A 6,221-nucleotide genomic window follows, 5' to 3' on the forward strand; every position below is an offset into this window, starting at 1 on the left:
CGACCCACCCGGGAACGCAAGCCCGGCGGAACCCAACCCGGCCCCCTCCTCTGCCACCCGCCGCAGGTCGCCTTTCACCCCGACCCGGGCCCCCACCCCGACGAAACCCCACACCCCGAAGCCCCCACCCCGGGCAGCGGCCCACCACCGACCCTGATCAGCCCCGCACCAGCCACCCGCGGCCACAAGCGCAGCGTCCGCCGGAAACGCCCCAACCCAACCCACCCGGAAGGCCCCTGATCCCGTCGAACGCCAAAACCCCAACCCGGCACCCAAGTGGGGGGATCCGGTTTCCACAGGTGGGCTGTTGTGCACAGGTGCAGGGCGGCGGCCCGGTCGGGGGATGGGGGCGGCCTAGTTTCGGGGCATGTCCGGGATTTCGGCTGGTTCTTCTGCATCTCCTCCCTCGGGGTCGCCGAGGTCTGGGGCGGAGCGGGTTGCGGCGTTGCTGGGGGCGCCTGAGGTGCTTTCGGTGCAGGGGGCGGATTCGGGGCGGCGGTTGGTCGAGGCGGTTGCGGATCGGGTGCCGCCTCGGCTTCGGGTGGGTGTGGATCGGCGGGTGGTGGTTGCCGTCGCGGTGCTGGCGTTGGTGGCGGTTGCGCTGGCCGTGGGCGGGTGGTGGCGGGCGCGTCCGCAGAGTGTGGCCGCGCCGGTGGCGGTGGGGCAGGCGACGGGGGGCGCCGGGGTGGGGGCTCCGGTGCAGGCCGGGCCCGCGTCGGGGGCTGCCGGCGGTGCGCCGACTTCCGCGGGTGGGCCGCTTACCGTGCACGTGGCGGGGAAGGTGGCCCGGCCCGGGGTGGTCGTCCTGCCACCCGGGTCGAGGGTGGCGGACGCGGTACAGGCCGCCGGGGGTGCGCTGCCGGCGGCGGATCTGGCCACGTTGAATCTGGCCCGCCTCCTGGCCGACGGCGAGCAGATCCCGGTTGGCGTTCCCGGGGCCACACCTCCGCCCGCCGCCGCCAATCCGTCCGGAGCCGGCTCCACCGCCTCGGCGGGCGGCGCCCCGGCAGCCGTTCTCGATCTCAACACGGCGACCGCCGCACAGCTTGAGCAACTGCCCGGCGTCGGCCCGGTCCTGGCTCGCCAGATCATCGAAAAGCGCACCCAGTTGGGCCGCTTCGCCACCGTCGATCAGCTGCGTCAGGTCCGGGGCATCGGCGATCGCAAGTACAGCGACCTGAAGCCGAGGGTTCGGGTATGACCGCGCCCGACGTCCCCAGCCGCCAAGGACCGGAAGCCCCACGCCCGGCGGCCCCTCGTCCGGCACCCACGCGCCGGAGAAGCCGTGCCCGGACCGACGCCCGCCTCCTCCCCGGCTCCGCTGCCGCCTGGGCCGCCGCCTGGGGTGCGCCGCTGATCCCGCTCCGGGCCACCGTCGCGGTGAGTATCTGCGCCGCGGCGTGTGCAGCCGTACTCGCGTGTCGGCCCACGGTTCGACGCCGGGCCACGCTTGCGGTCGTGCTCGTGTGCGTCGCGGCCGGCGGACTGGTCGCCGGCCTTCGCACCGCCGCCGACCACGACGGCCCGGTGGCGGTCGCGGCTCGGCAGCGCGCCGAGGCCACCGTCGAGCTGACGGTACGCACCGACCCGGAGCGCCGCGTCACCCGCGTCCGAGGCAGCGAACTCGGCTCGCCACCCACGCTGTTCGAGGCCCGCATCGATCGCATCGACCGCATCGATCCACCCGGCGGTCCACTCGGCGCGCCCGGCGGCTCGGGCGCATCGGGGACCTCACGGCCGGCCGGGGTGCGGGTGCGGACGCCGGTCACGGTGCTGGCCGGCGGGCCCGATGCGGCCACCTGGCTCGGGCTGCTGCCGAGTACCCCGATTCGGGTCCACGGCCGCCTGGTTCCGGGGCGGAGTGGCCAGGCCCTGCTGCTGATCCGAGCCGCTCCGGACCGGATCGGCGCTCCCGCCGCCCACCAGCGTTTCGCGGGTCTGCTCCGGGCGCGGCTGCGGGCCGCCTGTGCGGAACTGCCGCTCGCTGCCCGGGGATTGCTTCCGGGCCTGGTCGTCGGCGATACGAGCCGGCTTCCGGCCGACCTCGAAGCCGACTTTCGTGCCACCGAACTCACCCATTTGACGGCGGTCAGCGGAACCAACATCACGATTTTGTTGGGTTTTGTGCTGTTCGTGCTCCGCCGTGTGGGCGTCCACGGACGTACGCTGCCGATCGCCGGCGCCGCCGCCGTCGCGTGCTTCGTGGTCGTCGCCCGTCCCGAGCCCAGTGTGCTGCGGGCCGCCGCCATGGGCCTGGTCACCGTGGTCGCGCTGTACACCGGTCGGCCCCGGCGAGGGCTCCCGGCGCTCGCGGTCGCCGTGCTCGGCTTGGTCCTGCTCGATCCGACCCTGGCCCGGTCCTACGGCTTCGCGCTGTCCGCCCTGGCCACCGGCGCGCTGCTCCTGCTCGCCCCGCACTGGACGAACCGGCTCCGGGCCCGGGGTTGGCCGACGTGGGCCGCGGTCCTGGTCGCCGTGCCGCTCGCCGCGCAGGCCGTTTGCGGGCCGCTCGTGGTGACCTTTGCCGGCCGGGTCAGTCTGATGGCCGTCCCGTGCAACCTGCTCGCCGAGTTCGCGGTCGCACCGGCCACGATCCTCGGCTTCGTCACCCTGCTCCTCGCCCCGATCTGCCTCCCGCTCGCCCACCTCACCGCCTGGCTCGGCTCGTGGCCGATCGCCTGGATCGCGGCCGTCGCCCGCACCGGCGCCGACCTGCCCGGCGCCGCCGTCACCTGGCCGACCGGCCTCTTCGGCGGCGCGGCGCTGGCGGCGATCACGATCGCGGCCGTCCCGACCCTGCGGCTGTTTCGCCGCCCGCCGCGATCCGGACGGTCCGGGCGGTCCGGCTGGTCCGGGCGGGGGCGGGCGATGACGACGGCTCTGCTCGCGACCCTCGCGGTGGTTCTCCTGTTGCGTCCGCCGATGCTGGTGCGCCCATTGACCGGCTGGCCGCCTCCGGGCTGGCATCTGGTGATGTGCGACGTCGGTCAGGGCGACGCCATCGTGCTGAACGCGGGCGCCGGCGAGGGCGTTCTGATCGATGCCGGGCCCGATCCGGATGCGGTGGACGGCTGTCTACGCGACCTTGGCATTCGCCGGCTGCCGCTGATTTTGCTGAGCCATTTCCATGCGGACCACGTGGAGGGCCTTCCTGGCGCGCTGCGCGGTCGGGGAGTGGGGCTCATCCAGGGGACTCCGATCCTTGATCCTTCGGGCGAAGTAACGCGAGTCCGCCGTTGGGCCGCCAGAGCCGGCGCCTCTTTGGGTACCCCCGTCGGCGCCATTGAGCAGCGCACATTGGGCTCGCTGACGTGGCAAACGCTGACCCCGTCGAACCTGGAAGCCCTCTCCGCTGCTTCCGGCCCGATTGTGTTGCGTGGAGGCGGAGGCGGGGCCGGGATCGAGGCGAGGAGGACGGGCCGTCCGCCGGGCCACCTGCCGGATCGGCAGGCGCTGTCGCACACCGCGTCAACCGTCATGGTTGCGGATCCACGGTTGGGGGAGGCGGTGGGCATGGCGAGGTCGGGGCGGGCTGTGGGTGGGTCGGTGGCCAACAACGCGAGTCTGGTGGTGCTTGCGGAACGGCACGGGGTTCGGATGTTGCTCACCGGTGACGCCGAAGTCGAGGCACAGGAGGCCCTGCGGGGGCGGCTGGCCGGTGTTCGGGTGGACGTTCTGAAGGTTGCGCATCACGGCTCGGCTCGACAGGACCCCGCCCTCGTTCTCGGGTTGCACCCCAGGCTGGCTCTGGTTTCGGTGGGTAAGGACAACCCCTACGGCCACCCGTCGCCGTCCGCCCGGGCCTTGGTCGCCGCATCCGGCGCCCGCCTTCTGCGCACCGACACCGATGGGCCCATTGCGGTTTCCGGCTCTTCGGCCCACCTCAGGGCGGTGGCCCGAGGGCCGGCCACCACGCATGCCCACCGGCCATTGGTGGATGGCGGTCGGCCCGCCGGCGGCGTGGTCGCCCGCAGCGGGCGTCGGGGGCGGCTGTGGATCCTGCGGCGGGGTGGGGGACGGAGTTCCTGGCGGGGGGTGGGGTGTTGCCGGCCTCGGGAGCATGGCCAAGGGCGGCGTGGGCGCCGCCCGGGTCGGGGTGGTGGCGGAGTGGTTTCTCCTCCGCTTCGCTCCGTCGGGGGCGGAAGGGGGGCGGGACGTTGCCGCTGCGCGGCGCCTGGTGGTTCCGGCTCCGCTGCGCTCCGCCGGTGGTGGAGAGAGTTTGGCTCCGCTGCGCTCCACCGCTGCCTGGATCGAGCCCGGGCCGGGTCGTGGCGGGGTGCGGGATTGGGGAGCGGGATTGGGGTGCGGGATTGGGCGCGGCGGGGCAGGGGCGGTGGAGGCGGTTTCCTAGGTCGGAGCCGGATGTCTGTGGGCGGTGTGGCGAGAAGCAGGTGCCGAGTGCCGCGTGCCGATTTCTGGCATTTCGCGCCTGGTGTGCCCGTTCCGAGTCCCCGAAAGTGCCTAGTGGGAGGCGGAACCGGATTCCAGGACGGCCCTCCTGGTTTCTTGCCCGTGCCGACCTGCGGTTTTACCTCCCGACCGCGCCGCATGCCTCCGCGCCATCCGGTTTCGTGAATGCCGCCGGCCGGTCGATGCCAACTTCTGGCCTCCGCGTGCTCGTTGGTGCTTCGTTGCTTGGGGGCGGTCCGAGGTGCTGCGTGTGCGGCAGGTAGGGGCGAGGCGGGGCGGGACGGGGCAGGACGGGGTGAGGCGGGTTGCGGGGACGATGGGGGCAGCCTCGCCCGGTGTGGGTGGGTGGGGTGTCTGTTGGGCGTGGGATGCTTGGTCGGGTGGCCAGACGAATGCAGGATGATCCGCTCGCGCCGGTGACGCTTGTCGTCGGGGCCGAGGAGTTGCTCGTGGATCGGGCGATCGGGGATGTGGTGCGCGCCGTGCGGGCGCAGGATCCCGAGGCGGATGTTCGGGACTTGGCGCCGGGGGCGTTGCAGGCCGGGATGTTGTCCGAGCTGGCCAGTCCCTCGTTGTTCGGTGAGCGCAAGGTCATCGTGATCCGGTCCGCGCAGGACCTTGGGACGGATCTGGTCGGCGAGGTCACGCGGTTGATCGCCGATCCGGCCGAGGAGACCGTGCTGGTGCTCGCGCATCTGGGCGGGCCCAAGGGCAAGAAGCTGTTGGACGCGGTGCGCAAGGTGGGTGTGCGCGAGGTCGCGTGTCCCAAGGTGACCAAGGTCGGGGATCGCATCGCGTTCGCGCGGGCGGAGTTTCGGGTTGCCGGGCGCTCGCTCACTGAGGACGCCTGTCGCACGTTGGTCGAGGCGATCGGCAACGATCTGCGGGAGTTGGCCTCCGCGTGCAGTCAGTTGATGGCGGACGTCGACGGTGTGGTCGACGAGGAAGTGGTCTCGCGCTACTACAGCGGCGTTGCCGAGGCGTCCAGCTTCACCGTCGCCGACAAGGCCGTCGAGGGGCGTACTGCCGAGGCGCTGGAGCAGTTGCGCTGGGCGTTGTCCGTGGGGGTCGCGCCCGTCATGGTCACGAGTGCGCTCGCGCAGAGCGTGCGGCAGATCGCCCGGGTCGGCGCCGCCCCCCGGAACGCCCGGCCGAACGATCTGGCGCGCGATCTCGGCATGCCGCCGTGGAAGGTCGACCGGGTTCGGCAGCAGCTGCGCGGCTGGACTCCGGACGGCATCGTCCGAGCCCTCACCGCCGTCGCCGACGCCGACGCGGCGGTCAAGGGCGGCGGTATGGATCCCGCGTATGCATTGGAAAAGGCCGTGGTGACGATCTCCACCGCCCGCAACGCCTGACCATCGCGATCACCACCATCCCAGCGGCGGCCCGAAGCGCTCGCTCGCCGCTTCGCATCCGGACGACACGATCGCCCTGCTCCAACAACCCACCCCCAGGGCTGACCCGGCCGAGCGGCAGGCGCCAGGAACCGCTCCGCTCCGCCCCACCCCATCCGCCACGACCCGGCCCCGGTCCGATCCAGGCAGCGGTGGAGCGAAGCGGAGCCAAACTCCCTCCACCACCGGCGGAGCGCAGCGGAGCCGGAACCACCAGGCGCCGCGCAGCGGCAACGTCCCGCCCCCCCTTCCGCCCCCGACGGAGCGAAGCGGAGGAGAAACCACTCCATCTCCGCCCCGGCCTGCCGCCGCGTGCGTCTCCGCCCCGGCCTGCCGCCGCGTGCGTCTCCGCCCCGGCCTGCCGCCGCGTGCGTCTCCGCCCCGGCCTGCCGCCGCGTGCGTCTCCGCCCCGGC

3 protein-coding genes are annotated in these 6,221 nt (G+C 73.3%); all 3 read left to right on the plus strand.

The features are described 5' to 3' along the window. Positions 1-472: 472 nt before the first annotated feature. A complete protein-coding gene (locus tag ACFXKZ_RS23985) occupies positions 473-1,201 on the plus strand; it encodes a helix-hairpin-helix domain-containing protein (RefSeq protein WP_380002998.1) in 729 nt (242 codons plus the stop codon). A gap of 257 nt (positions 1,202-1,458) precedes the next feature. Beyond that, positions 1,459-4,575, plus strand: coding sequence for a ComEC/Rec2 family competence protein (locus tag ACFXKZ_RS23990; RefSeq protein ID WP_380002999.1), 3,117 nt, complete (start codon positions 1,459-1,461; stop codon positions 4,573-4,575). A 203-nt stretch (positions 4,576-4,778) separates the two neighbouring features. Then, a complete protein-coding gene (gene holA / locus ACFXKZ_RS23995; RefSeq protein ID WP_380003157.1) occupies positions 4,779-5,768 on the plus strand; it encodes a DNA polymerase III subunit delta in 990 nt (329 codons plus the stop codon). Positions 5,769-6,221 lie beyond the last annotated feature (453 nt).

The sequence above is a fragment of the Embleya sp. NPDC059237 genome (assembly GCF_042754105.1).
Classification (GTDB): Bacteria; Actinomycetota; Actinomycetes; order Streptomycetales; family Streptomycetaceae; genus Embleya.

Excerpts from the sequence above, each read along its gene's own strand:
- holA (WP_380003157.1), top strand. The coding sequence starts at position 4,779 with ATGCTTGGTCGGGTGGCCAGACGAATGCAGGATGATCCGCTCGCGCCG.